This is a genomic window from Limnohabitans sp., from assembly GCF_031538885.1.
Taxonomy (GTDB): Bacteria; Pseudomonadota; Gammaproteobacteria; order Burkholderiales; family Burkholderiaceae_C; genus Limnohabitans.
On the sequence record NZ_JAVKLW010000124.1, the window covers coordinates 1 to 15,590 of the forward strand.

The window sequence follows — 15,590 nt, forward strand, 5'->3', positions numbered from 1 at the left end:
CTAAGAAGATCTGAGAGATCCTATGAGTACCATCCACGTAGATGTCGTCAGCGCAGAAGAGTTGATCTTCTCCGGCGAAGCCACTTTTGTGGCTTTGCCAGGCGAGGCGGGCGAGCTCGGTATTTATCCGCGCCACACGCCACTGATTTCACGCATCCGTCCCGGTTCGGTGCGCATTCACATGGCTGATGGTGGGGAAGAGTTTGTTTTCGTAGCCGGCGGCATTCTTGAAGTGCAACCTGACTGCGTCACCGTCATGTCTGACACCGCAGTGCGCGGTAAAGACATGGACGAAGAAAAAGCAAATGCTGCCAAACTCGCTGCTGAAGAAGCCGTGAAGAACGCAAAATCAGATGTTGATTTGGCGCGTGCTCGCTCAGAGCTGGCTATCTTGGCGGCTGAATTGTCTGCCTTGCGCCGCTACCGCGCACACAAGTAATTCAGCGTGCGCCTCAGCGTTCAAAAGCCCCTTCCTCACGGTCGGGGCTTTTTTATTGCTCGTGACCCGTTTTGAAATAAGTTGACAATTTGCACCATGCCAAAAGCCAAACTTCAAGCAGCCACAGTCGGTGGCACAGCCGATGCGATTGAGGCTCAGTTTTACGAAGCCTTGCAAACAGGCGATATCGAAAAACTCATGGCCTGCTGGGCCGATGAAGACGACATCGTGTGTGCCCACCCAGGTGGCCCACGTCTGATCGGCAGCGCGAACATTCGCGCCGCATTTGAAGCTATGTTTGCTAATGGCACGATCACTGCACACCCTGAACATGTGTGCAAGGTGGAGTCGTTAGCCAGTGCTATGCACAACGTGATTGAACGTGTGGCTTTGCTCACCACGGATGGCGCACAAGATGCCGTGGTTGTGACCACCAATGTGTACCAACGTACGCCACAAGGTTGGCGTATGGTGGCGCACCACGCCAGCCCCGGCACGGCGGGGATACATGCAGAAACACACGACTCGCCTCAGGTACTACATTGATCTGGCGATATCAAGCCCCTTGGTGGTTGCCGGGGGGGAATATGCAAACCATCTACGCTGCCAAAGTTGCTCACGGTCACCGCGATGCGCCTATCAACTGGCAACGTGAGCGGTGGGTTACGCCAGACGCTGACTTTGTAGACGTCGACTGGCGAGAAGCAGTTACACCTCTGGCTGAAGAGGCGCCGCTGTTGGTGCTGTTTCATGGCCTAGAAGGTTCATCCAGCAGCCATTACGCAACCGCATTTGAAGCACAAACACATGGACGAGGCTGGCACATGGTTGTGCCACATTTCAGGGGCTGTAGCGGCGCAACCAACACGGCACCTAGGGCTTATCACTCGGGTGACCACGAAGAAATAGACTGGATGCTGACCCGAATCCGCGCCAAACACAAAGGACTTGTCTTCGCGGTTGGCATCTCCTTAGGTGGGAATGCCCTGATGCGCTGGGCAGGCGAGATGGGGGGTGCAGCAGGCTGCTTGGTGGACGCCATTGCTTCGGTATGCGCACCAGTTGATTTGACGGCCAGCGGCCATGCCATTGACACCGGCTTCAACAAAGCGGTGTACGCCCGCATGTTCCTCGCCTCTATGAAGCCCCGAGCGATGGACAAGTTGCAGCAATTTCCGGGACTGTTTGACGCACAAGCCGTGATGGCTGCCAGCACCTTGTACGCATTTGATGACGCCTTCACCGCGCCCCTTCATGGCTTTCAAAACGTAGAAGATTACTGGCGTCGTGCCAGTGCCAAACCCGTGCTGTCCAATGTGCAAGTACCTGCCTTGGTGCTCAACGCGCGCAACGACCCTTTCGTTCCTGCCAGTTGCTTGCCAGCGCATGGCCAAGTGAGTGGCCATGTCACGCTATGGCAGCCAGAGCAAGGTGGACACGTCGGTTTTACCTCGGCTCGGTTTCCTGGTGACTTACAAGAAATGCCCAGCGCAGTGATGGATTGGATGACACATGGATGATCTCGTACAACAAGCCATGGCCAAATGGCCCAATGTGCCCGACTGCTACGGCTGGTTGGGCTTGGATGCGCGCGGCGATTGGTACATGCGGGACGAGCAAGTCCAAGCCGTCGGCCCCTTTACCCAAAGCAAAGGCTCACGCCTGGTGCACGAAAAATTGATGGCTTTCATCGCCCGCAACTACGTTTGCGACGCACAAGGGCAGTGGTTTTTTCAAAATGGCCCACAGCGCGTCTATGTCGAGCTAGAAGCCACGCCTTGGGTTTTGCGTCTCCAGCCCGATGGCTCTATTCAGTCGCACACAGGCACACACGCACGCATGCAGCGCTGCATTGTGGATGAGCATGGTCGTCTTTACCTCGACACCGATCAGGGATTTGGCTTGGTCCACAGCCAAGATGTATACCAAGCGGCTGAATGCATCGAGGCTGGGCTATGGGTGCCACAACAAGTGCTTGCACAAAAACTACCCAATCGCTTTGGCTATGTGCGTAGCCCGCAACAACAGCAAACCCAACAAGTCAGGACGTAAAAAACCAGCCTAGTAAAGGCCAGTTTTTTTGGGAAGACGTTACTTGCCTTCTGGCTTCTTGGGTTCTGTGAACTTAGCACCGCCAGCGTTGGCTATATACACCACGCCACGGCCAATTTCGAAGTCTTCAAAATCGCCACCCCCTTGCGATCCCATCGCACCCTTGCCCTTGAGCGCGGAAGTCAACAGAGCTTCATAGCCTTTGGCAATGCGTGGGCCCCAGGCGCCAGCGTCGCTGAATTTCGGTGAGCCTGCTGCACCCGTGGCGTGGCAAGCAGAACACTGCGCCTTGTAAACGTCCTCACCACTGCGAGGCTCACGGTTGGCATCCTTGATCTCAACAGAGCCTACCTTTTGAATGCGAGCCGCCACAGCTTCAGGTGCAGTAGATGAACCAGCCTGTGGCTTGTTGTCTGAAACCACATAGGCCACCAAGCCAATGATGATGAACACAGGCAACACAAACGAATACAGCACAGCCAACAAAAGCTGTTTGGGGTTTTTGATGGGGCCGGTGTGGTCTTCGTGGTGCTGGTCGCTCATTTTTAAATCCTGTTTGGAGTGGCTCTAGAACTAAAGAAATTATAGCGGGGCGCCTACAATGCCAACATCTCAAAGCGCGGCTGTAGCTCAGTGGATAGAGTATTGGCCTCCGAAGCCAAGGGTCGTGGGTTCGATCCCCGCCAGCCGCACCAACATGCATAAGTCCTTGATTCGTCAAGGACTTTTTGCTTTTCAGAACTCGATGGTGTCCCACTTTGGTGTCACACATGATTCGAGTTCCCCGCCTCAAGGTCAACCGCTTGGGCGTTTATGATTTGCGCGTTGTTTGGACTGACCGAAGCAGGCAAGCGCCGCGAGGCCACGCACAGCCTGCGCACCAAGTCGCCTGAGATTGCCCGCATCGAAAACGAGCAAGCCAATCCGACGTTGAATGCGTTGGAGGTGATCGCTGTGGGCCTGAGGCTGACGGTGTTTGAGCTGTTTGAGCGGGTGCGGCAAGTCTCTGAGCCAGTCAAAAAGCAAGGTCAGCAGGCGGGCACAATCCAAGTCATGCCAGCCCCCAAGTCATTAACCAAGCCCGCGGCTAAACCCGAAACCAAGCCCCTCTCCGCGCCGCAAAAAGCGTTGCGCAAGCTCGGGCTTGATCGCGACATTGATTTGGCCTTGCATCTGCCGCTGCGCTACGAGGACGAAACACGCCTCGTGCGTTTGGCCGATACGCACGAGGGCGACGTGGCGCAAATCGAAGCCACCGTAGTCTCGTGCGACATTACCTACAAACCGCGCCGCCAATTGCTGGTGATGGTGGAGGATGGGTCTGACACCTGCACCTTGCGGTTTTTTAGTTTTTATCCGTCGCAGCAAAAGGCCTTGGCGGTGGGCAACCGTCTGCGCCTGCGGGGTGAGGTGAAGGGCGGTTTCATGGGGCGCACGATGATGCACCCCAGCTTTCACATGGCGGGTGGCGAGCTACCTCAGGCGTTGACGCCTGTGTACCCCACGTCGGCGGGGCTGCCTCAGGTGTATTTGCGCAAGACGGTGTACAGCGGGTTAGTGCATGCGGCGCGTCATGGCGCGTTTGTGGAGACGATTCCGCCTGAACACCTGCCACGCTCTGCCATGCGTGTGGGTGCGAAGTCGTGGAGCCTTGAGGCGTCGCTGCACTTTTTGCATCACCCCACACCTGATGTGTCGCTGGCGCAGTTGGAAGACCGTACACACCCTGCGTGGCAACGTTTGAAGGCCGAAGAGCTGCTGGCACAGCAGCTGTCGCAGTTGTTGTCCAAGCGTGCGCGTGAAGAGTTGCGTGCTCCTGCACTGGTGCTGAAAAAAGGCGGCTTGCACGAGCAGTTGTTGGGTGTGCTGCCGTTTGGTTTGACAGGCGCACAGCGCCGCGTGGGTGAAGAAATTGCGCTGGAACTGATGCGCCAAGTGCCCATGCACCGCTTGCTACAAGGCGATGTGGGTTCAGGCAAAACCGTGGTGGCGGCATTGGCTGCTGCGGTGACCATGGATGGCGGTTGGCAATGTGCGCTAATGGCCCCCACCGAAATTTTGGCCGAGCAGCATTTTCGCAAACTGATTGGCTGGTTGGAGCCGTTGCTGACGCCGTTGGGCAAGCGCGTGGCATGGCTCACGGGCAGTCAAAAGAAAAAAGAACGCACCGAAATGCTGGGCCTGATTGCCAGTGGCGAAGCCGCGCTGGTGGTGGGCACGCATGCGGTCATTCAAGAGCAGGTGGTGTTCAAGAACTTGGCGCTCGCCATCATTGACGAGCAACACCGTTTTGGCGTGGCGCAGCGTTTGGCCTTGCGCGAGAAGATGCTCACGCACGACGGCATGCCCGAACAAGAGCCGCATATGCTGATGATGAGCGCTACTCCCATTCCGCGTACGCTGGCCATGAGCTACTACGCCGACCTCGATGTCTCGACCTTGGATGAGTTACCGCCAGGTCGAACGCTGGTGGTGACCAAGTTGGTGTCGGAGTCGCGGCGTGATGAGTTGATCGAGCGCATTCGCCACCAGTTGGACGAAGGCCGTCAGGTGTATTGGGTGTGTCCGTTGATTGAAGAAAGCGAAGCGCTGGATTTGACCAATGCCACCGAAACCCACGCCTTGCTGACCGAGGCACTCAACCCACCGGGTGTGAAGCCCGTGCTGGTGGGTTTGCTGCATTCACGCATGCCACCGGCTGACAAGAAAGCGGTGATGGCTCAGTTTGAAAGCGGGCTGATGGGTGTGTTGGTCAGCACCACGGTGATTGAGGTGGGCGTGGATGTGCCCAATGCGTCACTGATGGTGATTGAACACGCCGAGCGTTTTGGCCTGAGCCAATTGCACCAGTTGCGCGGGCGTGTGGGGCGCGGCGCTGCGGCCTCGGCCTGTGTGTTGATGTACGCCACGGGCGAGAGTGGCCGCGTGAGCGAGACCGCACGCGAGCGACTGCGAGCGATGGTGGAAACTTCAGACGGGTTTGAAATCGCAAGGCGTGATTTAGAAATTCGCGGCCCCGGTGAGTTTCTGGGCGCACGCCAATCGGGGGCTGCACTGCTGCGTTTTGCCGCCTTGGCTGAGGATGGTGAGTTGCTGCAATGGGCCAGAGAATTGGCCCCGCTGATGCTGGACGTTTACCCCGAGTTGGCGCAGCGGCATGTGAGCCGTTGGTTGGGTGGAAAATCGGACTTCTTGAAGGCTTAAAGACATGACCCTCACCGAACTCAAATACATCGTGGCCGTGGCCCGCGAAAAACACTTTGGCCGTGCAGCCGAGGCCTGCTTTGTGTCGCAACCCACGTTGTCGGTGGCCATCAAAAAACTCGAAGAAGAGTTGGACGTCAAGCTGTTTGAGCGCAGCGCGAACGAGGTGGCTGTGACGGGGCTGGGCGAAGAAATCATCCGTCAAGCGCAAAGCGTGTTGGAGCAAGCGGCCAGTATCAAAGAAATTGCCAAGCGTGGCAAAGACCCGTTGGCGGGTCCTCTGAAGCTGGGCGTGATTTACACCATTGGCCCCTATTTACTGCCAAGTCTTGTGCGCCAAGCCATTTCTAAAACGCCGCAAATGCCACTGATGTTGCAAGAGAACTTCACCGTCAAGTTGCTAGAAGTGCTGCGCACCGGCGAGATTGATTGCGCCATCTTGGCCGAGCCTTTTCCAGACACAGGCCTTGCGACTGCGCCCTTGTATGACGAGCCTTTCATGGCCGCGGTGCCCAGCAACCACGCACTGGCGGCTTTGAAGCAGGTGAGTGCGGACGAGTTGAAGAACGAAACCATGTTGTTGCTCGGCAATGGCCATTGTTTTCGTGACCATGTGTTGGAGGTGTGCCCCGAATTTGCACGTTTTTCTAGCAATGCCGAGGGCATTCAAAAAAGCTTTGAAGGCTCCTCGTTGGAGACCATCAAGCACATGGTGGCGGCAGGCATGGGCGTGACTTTGGTGCCACGTTTGAGCGTGCCCAAAGAAGCTCTGAACACGCAGGCCAAACGCAAGAAGAGCGAAGAAACTTATGTGCGCTACTTGCCCATCACCGACGCCAAAGGGGGTGAGCCGCCCACGCGTCGTGTGGTGCTGGCATGGCGTCGCAGCTTTACGCGCTATGAGGCGATTGCAGCTTTGCGCAATGCGATTTACGCCTGCGAGTTGCCGGGTGTGAACCGTTTGTCCTGAGGGCGTGTGGATGCGTGAGCGTTTGGCTTTGTATTTGGATTTAATTCGCTGGAATCGCCCCGCCGGTTGGTTGCTGCTGCTGTGGCCCTCGCTCTCGGCGTTGTGGGTGGCGGCAGAGGGTTGGCCGGGTTGGCATTTGTTGGCGGTGTTTGTTTTGGGCACCATCCTCATGCGCAGTGCGGGCTGTTGCATCAACGATGTGGCCGACCGCGACTTTGACCGCCACGTCAAGCGCACCGCGGAGCGGCCTGTCACCCGTGGCGCGGTGTCTGTGCGTGAGGCGTTGTTGTTGGGCGCGGTGCTGGCGGTGCTGGCGTTTGGCTTGGTGCTGACCACCAACCCTGCCACCATCGTGTGGTCGTTTGCGGGCTTGGCGGTGACCTTGATGTATCCCTACGCCAAGCGCTACGTGACCATGCCACAAGCGGTGCTGGGCGTGGCGTTTAGCTTTGGCATTCCCTTAGCGTTTGTGGCAGTGGGAGGTGCAAGCCTGACGTGGCAAGACATCACACTGCAAAGCTTGAGCGATGCCGTGCCAATGCAAGCCTGGGGTTTGATGCTGTTCAATTTGTTTTGGGTGTTGGCCTATGACACCGAGTACGCCATGGTGGACCGTGACGATGATTTGCGCATCGGCATGAAGACTTCGGCCATCACGCTGGGTCGCCATGATGTGTCGGCCATCATGGCGTTTTATGCGATTTATTTGTGCGGTTGGTACGGCTTGCTTGCGCGCAGGCAACTCGGAGGCCCTTGGACGTTTGCTTTGTGCTTGGCGGGGTTGCAAGTGGCGTGGCATTTCTTTTTGATCTTAGATCGCTCGCGAGAGGGTTGCTTTCGGGCATTTCGCTTGAACCATTGGTTGGGTGCCACGATGTTTGCAGGCGTTGCGCTGGGTTACACTGCGCGCTGACGGCTGCATCGAACAGCCATAAGAAAAGCGCTTGGGCAGATGCCGCAAGCGCTTTTTTGTTGGAAAGCTTTAAGCGATGGACTTAATGAGCTTTGCTCTTTTTAGATTTTTTCTTTTTCAGTTTCTTTTTCTTGGACTTCTTAGATGCCTTTTTGGCAGTGCTTGAATCGCTATTGCCTACTGAGGGGCTGGTGGCTTGTTCGGGTTGTGCGGCGGGCGCTGCTGGCGTGGTCGGCGCTTGTGCTGTCGATGTCAAAGGCAAGGCTAAAGCAGCAGCCGAGAAAAGAGAAATCAAAAGTTTGTTCATGGAATCAAGGTAATAAAAATCAACAAAGTATTGTCTCACTACTCGTGTGGGCTTTAAACGCCAAACTCGTTGCCGAGTTCACGCGCACGATGTTGGGCGGCCTTGAGCGCAGTTTGAAACAGTTCGCCGACATGTGCTTCTTGCATGGACGTGAGGGCGGCGTAGGTGGTGCCACCTTTGGATGTGACACGTTCGCGCAGTACAGAAGGGGGCTCGCTGGCGCTTTTGGCCAGTTGCGAGGCGCCTTCAAATGTGCCAATCGCCAATTGCGTGGCTTGCGCGGCGGTGAGGCCCATCTTCACACCTGCCTCGACCATGGCTTCGATGAAAAAGAAGACATAAGCAGGACCGGAGCCTGAGATGGCTGTGACAGCGTCGAGCAACGGTTCCTCTGCTACCCAAAGCAGGGCACCCGTTGTGGCAATGACTTGTTCAATCCAAGATTTGTCTGCAGAAGTCACAGCGGCGCGGGCAAATAGGCCCGTTTGACCCAGCCCCACCAAGGCGGGGGTGTTGGGCATGGCGCGCACCACACGCTCGGTGCCCAGCCAGTTGGCGATGCTGTCGCTGCGAATGCCTGCGGCGACGCTCAAATGAAGCGCGTTGGTGCAGAAATCATGGGTTTGCTGGGCGGCATCCTTGAAGGTTTGAGGCTTGACGGCCCAAATTACCATGCCTGCTTTGGCCAAAGTGGTGTCAGCGGCCGCCAAGATGCGTACGCCAAATTGGGTCTGTAGACGCTGGCGCGCCTCTTCAAAAGGTTCAACCACCAAGATGCTTTTGGCGGGCGTGCCTTGCTTGATCAGGCCGCCAATGATGGCGCTGGCCATGTTGCCGCCGCCAATGAATGCGAGGGTTTGAGAGGGGTTGGAGGGTGTAGACATGCAGGAATTGTCTGCGAAACCTAAAAGATTCGCGAAAAAAGTTTGACGCGGACCAAAAAGTTATGGCATAATCTGCGGCTCCGCTAAAAAAGCGGGCTTTATCTGCCCCAAGTTGAAGCGTTGCGAGTGGTTCGCGATGTGGATGACGGGCCCAAGACTGATCGGTTCGGTGTTTGACGCAAGTTGAGCAAAGACTGATGCAAGTTGGGAAATATTGAAATGATCCAAACTGAATCTCGGTTAGATGTCGCTGACAACACCGGCGCTAAGTCCGTTCTGTGCATTAAGGTGCTCGGCGGTTCTAAGCGTCGCTATGCAAGCGTGGGTGACATCATCAAGGTGAGCATTAAAGAAGCCGCTCCGCGTGGCCGCGTCAAAAAAGGCGAGGTGTATAGCGCTGTTGTGGTGCGTACTGCCAAAGGCATCCGCCGTGGCGACGGTTCGCTCGTTAAATTCGATGGCAACGCAGCTGTGTTGCTGAATGCAAAGTTGGAGCCTATCGGCACCCGTATCTTCGGTCCAGTGACGCGCGAGTTGCGTACTGAGAAGTTCATGAAGATCGTGTCATTGGCTCCTGAAGTTCTGTAAGGGCTAACAATGAACAAGATTCGCAAAGGCGACCAAGTCATCGTCCTTACTGGGCGTGATAAAGGTAGACGTGGCGTTGTGTCGCTGCGTAAAGACGACAGCCATCTGCTGGTCGACGGTATTAACTTGGTGAAGAAGCACGCCAAGCCAAACCCAATGGCTGGTACGCAAGGCGGCATCGTTGAAAAAACAATGCCCATCCATCAGTCCAACGTAGCCATTTTCAATGCTGCTACAGGTAAGGCTGATCGTGTTGGCATCAAAGTCCTGGCAGGCGGCGGCAAAGTGCGCGTTTACAAGTCCAGTGGCGAAGAAATCAAGGCGGCATAAATATGGCACGACTCCAACAACACTATCGCGAAAAAGTAGTGGCTGAACTGACTGCTAAGTTCGGTTATGCATCGCCCATGCAGGTTCCTCGTTTGACCAAGATCACGTTGAACATGGGTGTAAGCGAAGCTGTGGCTGATAAAAAAGTCATGGACAACGCTGTGAGCGACCTGACAAAAATCGCCGGCCAAAAGCCTGTGGTGACCAAGGCTAAGAAAGCGATTGCGGGTTTCAAAATCCGTGAAGGCCAGCCTATCGGTTGCATGGTGACTTTGCGCGGCGTGCGGATGTATGAATTTTTGGATCGTTTCGTGACCGTGGCGTTGCCTCGCGTCCGTGACTTCCGTGGTATTTCTGCTCGCGCTTTCGATGGTCGTGGTAACTACAACATTGGTGTGAAAGAGCAAATCATTTTCCCCGAGATTGAGTACGACAAAGTCGACGCACTGCGCGGCCTCAACATCAGCATCACCACGACGGCCAAGACCGACGAAGAGTGCAAGGCGCTCCTCGCAGGTTTCCGTTTCCCATTCAAGACAGAGGTGGCACGTGGCTAAACAAGCATTGATCGAGCGCGAGCTCAAGCGTGACCGTTTGGTTGCAAAGTACGCTGCAAAGCACACTGAGTTGAGGGCAATTGCCAACGATTTCAAGCGTAGCGATGAAGAGCGCGCAGCTGCCCGTTTGGGTTTGCAAAAGCTGCCACGCAACGCGAATCCCACGCGTCAACGTAACCGTTGTGCGATTACGGGGCGTCCACGTGGCACATTCCGCCAATTCGGCCTTGGCCGCGCCAAGATCCGTGAACTTGCCTTCCAAGGCAATATTCCCGGCATCACCAAAGCCAGCTGGTAATAGGCAGGAGATTCAATATGAGCATGAGTGATCCAATCGCCGACTTGCTGACTCGCATCCGCAACGCGCAAATGGTGGCTAAGCCCACTGTGATGGTGCCATCTTCTAAAGTGAAGATCGCTATCGCGCAAGTGCTGAAAGACGAAGGCTACATCGACGGTTTTCAAATTAAAAAAGACGCTGGCAAGACTGAGCTTGAGATTGCTCTCAAGTACTACGCGGGTCGTCCAGTGATCGAACGCATTGAGCGTGTGAGCCGTCCTGGTTTGCGCGTTTACAAAGGCTGCGGCGCTATCCCTCAAGTCATGAATGGCATGGGTGTGGCAATTGTCACGACACCTAAAGGTGTGATGACTGACCGTAAAGCACGCGCTACCGGTGTCGGTGGTGAAGTGCTGTGCTACGTCGCTTAACCGCAGGCTAAAGGAAAGACTGAAATGTCCCGAGTAGGAAAAATGCCTGTGACCATCCCCCAAGGTGTGGATGTGTCAATCAATAGCGCCCAAATCAGTGTCAAAGGTTCCGGCGGTTCGCTGTCGGTGGCTTCCCATGCATTGGTGAAGGTTGTCAACGAAACCGGTCAAGTGACATTCACGCCGGTCGATGAGTCACGTGAAGCAAATGCCATGAGCGGCACATTGCGCCAGTTGGTGAACAACATGGTGACTGGTGTGACCAAAGGTTTCGAAAAGAAGTTGCTCTTGGTAGGCGTGGGTTACAAAGCTGCTGCCCAAGGTGGCAAGCTCAACCTCGCGGTGGGATTTTCTCACCCCGTGAACAAAGACATGCCAGAGGGCATCAAAGTTGAAACACCTGCCGCTACGGAAATCATCATTAAAGGTGCTGACCGTCAACGCGTAGGTCAAGTGGCTGCTGAGATTCGTGCGATTCGCCCCCCAGAGCCTTACAAGGGCAAGGGTATCCGTTATTCGGATGAGAAGATCACGATCAAAGAGACCAAGAAGAAATAAGGAGCTGCAACATGTTGACCAAAAAAGAGCAGCGACTCCGCCGGGCACGTCAAACACGTATCCGCATCGCCAACCAAGGCGTTGCACGTTTGATGGTGAACCGCACCAACTTGCACATCTACGCCAGCGTGATTTCTGCTTGTGGCACCAAAGTGGTTGCCTCGGCATCTTCTGCCGAAACCGATGTGCGCAAGCAACTGGGCGCAACAGGCAAAGGCGGCAACGTCAATGCTGCGCAAGTGATTGGCAAGCTGATCGCTGAAAAAGCGAAAAAAGCTGGCGTTGACAAAGTGGCGTTTGACCGTTCAGGTTTCGCTTACCACGGTCGCGTCAAAGCTTTAGCCGACGCAGCTCGCGAAGCTGGCTTGCAGTTCTAATCGGATTGGAAATTACACATGGCTAAATTTCAAGCTAAAGCGCAGGGTGACGGTCCAGAAGACGGTCTCCGCGAAAAAATGATCGCGGTCAATCGCGTCACCAAAGTAGTTAAGGGCGGCCGTATTCTCGGTTTCGCTGCTTTGACTGTGGTGGGTGATGGCGATGGCCGCGTGGGGATGGGTAAAGGCAAGTCGAAAGAAGTGCCCGCCGCAGTCCAAAAAGCGATGGAAGAAGCCCGTCGCAACATGACCAAAGTCACGTTGAAAAACGGCACCATTCACCATAAGGTGCATGGCCGTCACGGTGCTGCAAACGTCATGATGATTCCCGCACCTAAGGGTACGGGCATCATTGCGGGCGGCCCTATGCGCGCTGTGTTCGAAGTGATGGGCATCACCGACATCGTGGCAAAGAGCCACGGTACATCGAACCCCTACAACATGGTTCGTGCAACGTTGGACGCCTTGAGCAATTCCACCACGCCTTCGGAAGTGGCGGCTAAGCGTGGCAAGAATATCGAAGAAATCTTCGCCTAATTTCGGAGCATTCGATGACTACCCCTCAAACTGTCAAGATTCAATTGGTGCGTAGCCCAATTGGTACCAAAGAATCGCACCGTGCCACCGTTCGTGGCTTGGGTTTGCGCAAACTGAATTCTGTGAGCGAGTTGCAAGACACGCCTGCAGTGCGCGGCATGATTAACAAGATCAGCTACCTGATCAAAGTGCTGTAAAAGGTTAAAGATGGAACTCAATAACATCACCCACGCACCCGGCGCGAAACATGCCAAGCGTCGTGTTGGTCGCGGCATCGGCTCTGGCCTCGGCAAGACAGCTGGTCGTGGTCACAAAGGTCAAAAGTCACGTTCAGGTGGCTACCATAAGGTTGGTTTCGAGGGCGGTCAAATGCCTTTGCAACGTCGTTTGCCTAAACGCGGTTTCAAGTCCACTACGTTGAAGTACAACGACGAAGTGACTTTGGCTGACTTGCAACAACTCGGCGCTCCTGAGGTGGATATGTTGACATTGAAGGCGGCTGGCCTCGTGGCTTCTATTGCTCGTGTTGTCAAAGTTGTCAAGACTGGTGAGCTGACCACCGCGGTCAAGCTCAACGGCATTGGCGTGACTGCTGGCGCTAAAGCTGCGATTGAAGCTGCTGGCGGCTCTGTCGCCTAATCTCACGATTTAACAGGAATAGCACTCTGTGGCCACCCAACCTTCATTGATAGGCAACAACGACAAGTTCGGCGACCTCCGTCGTCGTCTCGTCTTTTTGTTGTTCGCCTTGGTGGTTTACCGTGTGGGTGCACACATTCCTGTGCCCGGTATCAACCCAGATCAGTTGCAGCAACTTTTCAAGGGCCAGCAGGGCGGTATTTTGAGCTTGTTTAATATGTTCTCGGGTGGTGCTTTGTCGCGCTTCACGGTGTTCGCGTTGGGCATCATGCCCTACATCTCTGCATCGATCATCATGCAGTTGCTCACCTATGTGTTGCCTTCTTTGGAGCAACTCAAAAAAGAGGGCGAAGCAGGTCGTCGCAAGATCACGCAGTACACACGTTTCGGCACTTTGGGCTTGGCTTTGTTCCAATCCATGGGCATTGCATTAGCGTTGGAAGCATCAGCCGGTTTGGTGAACGTGCCAGGCTTTGGTTTCCGCATGACAGCCATGGTCAGCTTGACAGCAGGCACTATGTTTCTGATGTGGTTGGGCGAACAAATCACGGAGCGTGGTTTGGGCAATGGCATCTCTATTTTGATTTTTGCGGGTATCGCAGCAGGCTTGCCCGGTTCTATTGGTGGTTTGCTTGAGTTGGTGCGTACAGGCGCGATGAGTATCTTGGCGGCCATCTTGATTGTGATTGTGGTGGCTTTGGTCACTTACTTCGTGGTATTCGTGGAGCGCGGGCAACGCAAAATCTTGGTGAACTATGCGCGTCGCCAAGTGGGCAACAAAGTGTATGGCGGTCAATCGTCCCACTTGCCCTTGAAATTAAACATGGCCGGTGTCATTCCTCCCATCTTTGCCTCGTCCATCATTCTTTTGCCCGCAACTGTGGTGAGCTGGTTCAGCTCTGGTGACGGCATGCGTTGGCTCAAAGACATTTCTGCAGCACTTGCACCCGGGCAGCCTGTCTATGTGATGTTGTATGCAGCTGCGATTGTTTTCTTTTGCTTCTTTTACACCGCCTTGGTTTTTAATAGCCGAGAAACAGCGGATAATCTGAAGAAGAGCGGTGCTTTTGTTCCCGGTATTCGTCCCGGCGATCACACTGCCAAATACATCGACAAAATTTTGGTTCGACTCACGCTTGCGGGCGCCGTGTACATCACCTTTGTGTGCTTGTTACCTGAGTTCTTGATCTTGAAATACAACGTGCCTTTCTACTTCGGTGGTACATCGTTGCTGATTATTGTGGTTGTGACGATGGACTTTATGGCCCAAGTGCAAAACTACATGATGAGCCAACAGTACGATTCTCTGTTGAAGAAAGCAAGTTTCAAAACAACGCTCTAACGAGCCAAAGTAAAAAGTCGTGTTTCATGCCATAACGGTGTGAAATAAAATGAGTTTTAGGAGAGTGAAATGAGAGTTTCGGCTTCGGTCAAAAAAATTTGCCGCAACTGCAAAATCATCCGCCGCAAGGGCGTGGTTCGTGTGATCTGTACAGATCCACGCCACAAACAGCGCCAAGGTTGATTGAACTGGTTTAAAGAGGACGCACATGGCACGTATCGCTGGCATTAACATTCCGCCGCACAAACACGCTGAAATCGGTTTGACATCGATTTTCGGTATTGGTCGCACACGCGCTCGTAAAATTTGCGAAGCATGCGGCATTGATTACGCAAAGAAGATCAAAGATCTGACTGACTCGGATCTCGAAAAGATTCGTGACCAGATCGCCGAGTTCACGATTGAAGGCGACTTACGTCGCGAAACAACTATGAACATTAAGCGTTTGATGGATATTGGTTGCTACCGCGGTTTCCGTCACCGTCGTGGCTTGCCAATGCGTGGTCAACGTACGCGTACCAACGCTCGCACACGCAAGGGTCCGCGTAAAGCAGCCCAGTCGTTGAAGAAATAACAGGATTAGACAATGGCTAAATCTCCAAGCGGCGCAGCTTCTCGCGTACGTAAAAAAGTTCGTAAGAACATTGCTGACGGCATTGCGCACGTTCACGCATCGTTCAACAACACCATCATCACCATCACCGACCGCCAAGGCAATGCTTTGTCATGGGCTTCGTCAGGTGGTCAAGGTTTCAAGGGTTCACGCAAGTCCACACCTTTCGCAGCTCAAGTGGCTTCGGAAGTTGCGGGGCGCGCTGCCGTTGATCAAGGCATCAAAAATCTTGATGTCGAAATCAAAGGTCCAGGCCCTGGTCGTGAATCCTCAGTGCGTGCTTTGGCCGCATTGGGCATTCGCATCAACTCGATCGCTGACGTGACGCCAGTGCCGCACAACGGTTGCCGTCCACAAAAACGTCGTCGCATCTAAGCGTTTTTCGTCTTTTACTGTTAACCACAAGCCCACCGCCGCTGGCTAACCCCCAGCGGCTCCTCGCTTCTAGCGAGCAGCTGATTAGATAAGGAAATTCAAGTGGCACGTTACCTAGGCCCCAAGGCCAAACTCTCACGCCGTGAAGGCACCGACTTGTTCTTGAAGAGCGCACGCCGCTCTATCAGCGACAA

The 15,590-nt window shown here is 54.7% G+C and carries 24 protein-coding genes, 1 tRNA gene and 1 pseudogene; 23 read left to right on the forward strand and 3 right to left on the reverse strand.

Translation table 11 applies throughout. The features are described 5' to 3' along the window. Positions 1-22: 22 nt before the first annotated feature. The 4 genes from RMS03_RS09825 to RMS03_RS09840 all read left to right on the forward strand — a co-directional run bounded on the left by RMS03_RS09825 (position 23) and on the right by RMS03_RS09840 (position 2,491). Complete coding sequence (locus tag RMS03_RS09825; RefSeq protein ID WP_310626888.1) at positions 23-439, forward strand: F0F1 ATP synthase subunit epsilon; 417 nt, start codon at positions 23-25, stop codon at positions 437-439. 96 nt (positions 440-535) lie between these two features. Next, positions 536-985: a nuclear transport factor 2 family protein gene (locus RMS03_RS09830; protein WP_310626889.1), complete on the forward strand. Its 450-nt coding sequence runs from the start codon at positions 536-538 to the stop codon at positions 983-985. 41 nt (positions 986-1,026) lie between these two features. After that, positions 1,027-1,959 carry an alpha/beta fold hydrolase gene (locus RMS03_RS09835; RefSeq protein WP_310626890.1) on the forward strand — a complete coding sequence of 311 codons (933 nt, stop codon included), beginning with the start codon at positions 1,027-1,029 and terminating at the stop codon, positions 1,957-1,959. Beyond that, positions 1,952-2,491 (forward strand): DUF2946 family protein, encoded by a 540-nt coding sequence (locus RMS03_RS09840; RefSeq protein WP_310626891.1) that lies wholly within the window; start codon positions 1,952-1,954, stop codon positions 2,489-2,491. The genes RMS03_RS09835 and RMS03_RS09840 overlap by 8 nt, the downstream gene beginning before the upstream one ends. Positions 2,492-2,530: 39 nt before the next feature. Here the strand turns inward: RMS03_RS09840 and RMS03_RS09845 are convergent, their stop codons facing one another. After that, positions 2,531-3,034, reverse strand: a complete 504-nt coding sequence (locus RMS03_RS09845; protein ID WP_310626892.1) for a c-type cytochrome — start codon at positions 3,032-3,034, stop codon at positions 2,531-2,533. A gap of 76 nt (positions 3,035-3,110) precedes the next feature. Here RMS03_RS09845 and RMS03_RS09850 point away from each other — a divergent pair. From RMS03_RS09850 to RMS03_RS09865, 4 genes are all read left to right on the forward strand, one after another. Then, positions 3,111-3,186 (forward strand) — tRNA-Arg (locus RMS03_RS09850). A gap of 358 nt (positions 3,187-3,544) precedes the next feature. After that, positions 3,545-5,695 (forward strand): ATP-dependent DNA helicase RecG, encoded by a 2,151-nt coding sequence (gene recG / locus RMS03_RS09855; RefSeq protein ID WP_405023525.1) that lies wholly within the window; start codon positions 3,545-3,547, stop codon positions 5,693-5,695. A gap of 4 nt (positions 5,696-5,699) precedes the next feature. Continuing rightward, a complete protein-coding gene (locus tag RMS03_RS09860) occupies positions 5,700-6,665 on the forward strand; it encodes a LysR substrate-binding domain-containing protein (RefSeq protein ID WP_310626893.1) in 966 nt (321 codons plus the stop codon). Positions 6,666-6,675: 10 nt separating this feature from the next. After that, positions 6,676-7,578 (forward strand): 4-hydroxybenzoate octaprenyltransferase, encoded by a 903-nt coding sequence (locus tag RMS03_RS09865; protein ID WP_310626894.1) that lies wholly within the window; start codon positions 6,676-6,678, stop codon positions 7,576-7,578. An 82-nt stretch (positions 7,579-7,660) separates the two neighbouring features. Here RMS03_RS09865 and RMS03_RS09870 read toward each other — a convergent pair whose 3' ends face one another. Continuing rightward, positions 7,661-7,885 carry a hypothetical protein gene (locus tag RMS03_RS09870; RefSeq protein WP_310626895.1) on the reverse strand — a complete coding sequence of 75 codons (225 nt, stop codon included), beginning with the start codon at positions 7,883-7,885 and terminating at the stop codon, positions 7,661-7,663. A 53-nt stretch (positions 7,886-7,938) separates the two neighbouring features. Further along, complete coding sequence (gene proC / locus RMS03_RS09875) at positions 7,939-8,769, reverse strand: pyrroline-5-carboxylate reductase (protein ID WP_310626896.1); 831 nt, start codon at positions 8,767-8,769, stop codon at positions 7,939-7,941. Between the two features lie 219 nt (positions 8,770-8,988). Here proC and rplN point away from each other — a divergent pair, with 219 nt between their 5' ends. The 15 genes and pseudogenes from rplN to rpsD all read left to right on the forward strand — a co-directional run. Continuing rightward, complete coding sequence (rplN, locus tag RMS03_RS09880) at positions 8,989-9,357, forward strand: 50S ribosomal protein L14 (protein WP_025596343.1); 369 nt, start codon at positions 8,989-8,991, stop codon at positions 9,355-9,357. A gap of 9 nt (positions 9,358-9,366) precedes the next feature. After that, complete coding sequence (rplX, locus tag RMS03_RS09885) at positions 9,367-9,687, forward strand: 50S ribosomal protein L24 (protein WP_310626897.1); 321 nt, start codon at positions 9,367-9,369, stop codon at positions 9,685-9,687. A 2-nt stretch (positions 9,688-9,689) separates the two neighbouring features. Next, on the forward strand, positions 9,690-10,244 hold the full coding sequence (gene rplE, locus RMS03_RS09890) for a 50S ribosomal protein L5 (protein WP_310626898.1): 555 nt from the start codon (positions 9,690-9,692) through the stop codon (positions 10,242-10,244). After that, positions 10,237-10,542: a 30S ribosomal protein S14 gene (rpsN, locus tag RMS03_RS09895; protein WP_310626899.1), complete on the forward strand. Its 306-nt coding sequence runs from the start codon at positions 10,237-10,239 to the stop codon at positions 10,540-10,542. Before rplE ends, rpsN begins: the two co-directional genes overlap by 8 nt. Before the next feature lie 17 nt (positions 10,543-10,559). Beyond that, positions 10,560-10,955 (forward strand): 30S ribosomal protein S8, encoded by a 396-nt coding sequence (gene rpsH, locus RMS03_RS09900; protein ID WP_310626900.1) that lies wholly within the window; start codon positions 10,560-10,562, stop codon positions 10,953-10,955. Between the two features lie 24 nt (positions 10,956-10,979). After that, entirely contained in the window at positions 10,980-11,513 is a 534-nt protein-coding gene (gene rplF / locus RMS03_RS09905) for a 50S ribosomal protein L6 (RefSeq protein WP_310626901.1), read from the forward strand. An 11-nt stretch (positions 11,514-11,524) separates the two neighbouring features. Continuing rightward, on the forward strand, positions 11,525-11,890 hold the full coding sequence (gene rplR, locus RMS03_RS09910; RefSeq protein WP_310626902.1) for a 50S ribosomal protein L18: 366 nt from the start codon (positions 11,525-11,527) through the stop codon (positions 11,888-11,890). A gap of 18 nt (positions 11,891-11,908) precedes the next feature. Next, a complete protein-coding gene (rpsE, locus tag RMS03_RS09915) occupies positions 11,909-12,427 on the forward strand; it encodes a 30S ribosomal protein S5 (RefSeq protein ID WP_310626903.1) in 519 nt (172 codons plus the stop codon). A 14-nt stretch (positions 12,428-12,441) separates the two neighbouring features. After that, on the forward strand, positions 12,442-12,624 hold the full coding sequence (gene rpmD, locus RMS03_RS09920; protein WP_310626904.1) for a 50S ribosomal protein L30: 183 nt from the start codon (positions 12,442-12,444) through the stop codon (positions 12,622-12,624). 10 nt (positions 12,625-12,634) lie between these two features. After that, a complete protein-coding gene (gene rplO / locus RMS03_RS09925) occupies positions 12,635-13,066 on the forward strand; it encodes a 50S ribosomal protein L15 (protein ID WP_310626905.1) in 432 nt (143 codons plus the stop codon). Between the two features lie 28 nt (positions 13,067-13,094). Further along, the gene (secY, locus tag RMS03_RS09930) at positions 13,095-14,408 is read left to right on the forward strand and encodes a preprotein translocase subunit SecY (protein ID WP_310626906.1); all 1,314 of its coding nucleotides are present in this window, start codon (positions 13,095-13,097) and stop codon (positions 14,406-14,408) included. A gap of 69 nt (positions 14,409-14,477) precedes the next feature. Continuing rightward, positions 14,478-14,591, forward strand: a complete 114-nt coding sequence (gene rpmJ, locus RMS03_RS09935) for a 50S ribosomal protein L36 (protein WP_011481465.1) — start codon at positions 14,478-14,480, stop codon at positions 14,589-14,591. A gap of 25 nt (positions 14,592-14,616) precedes the next feature. Further along, entirely contained in the window at positions 14,617-14,982 is a 366-nt protein-coding gene (gene rpsM / locus RMS03_RS09940) for a 30S ribosomal protein S13 (protein ID WP_104796727.1), read from the forward strand. A 12-nt stretch (positions 14,983-14,994) separates the two neighbouring features. Continuing rightward, on the forward strand, positions 14,995-15,396 hold the full coding sequence (gene rpsK, locus RMS03_RS09945) for a 30S ribosomal protein S11 (RefSeq protein ID WP_100133809.1): 402 nt from the start codon (positions 14,995-14,997) through the stop codon (positions 15,394-15,396). Between the two features lie 102 nt (positions 15,397-15,498). Then, a pseudogene (gene rpsD / locus RMS03_RS09950) lies at positions 15,499-15,590 on the forward strand (30S ribosomal protein S4); the annotation flags it as partial.